The sequence below is a fragment of the Akkermansia muciniphila genome, from assembly GCF_900184965.1.
GTDB classification, from domain to species: Bacteria; Verrucomicrobiota; Verrucomicrobiia; order Verrucomicrobiales; family Akkermansiaceae; genus Akkermansia; species Akkermansia muciniphila_A.
The window spans coordinates 1-211 of sequence record NZ_FXYA01000083.1; the positions used below are offsets into that span (position 1 = coordinate 1).

Annotated in this window: 1 protein-coding gene; it reads right to left on the minus strand. The window is 59.7% G+C overall.

Translation table 11 applies throughout. From position 1 onward, the window contains the following. The coding region (locus CI070_RS13370) for a hypothetical protein (RefSeq protein WP_179218545.1) at nt 1-211 on the minus strand (211 nt) is incomplete at both ends.

Consider the following 211-nt stretch of genomic DNA (forward strand, 5'->3'; position numbering starts at 1 on the left):
GATTCCGTCTTGCGGCTCTGTCCGGCCGCCAGTTCGCCGCCGACCTTGGTAACGGCCGTCTTTTTGTGCGCGGCGCCGTGTTCCTCGGCCGCCTCATAGTTATAGAAGGTTTCCACGCCGGCAATGTCCCGGGTGAATTTAATTTGCCCGGCGGCATAGGGATAGGCAGCGGCTTCTCCATACGTTTCTTCCACGCTTGTCTGTTCCTGGC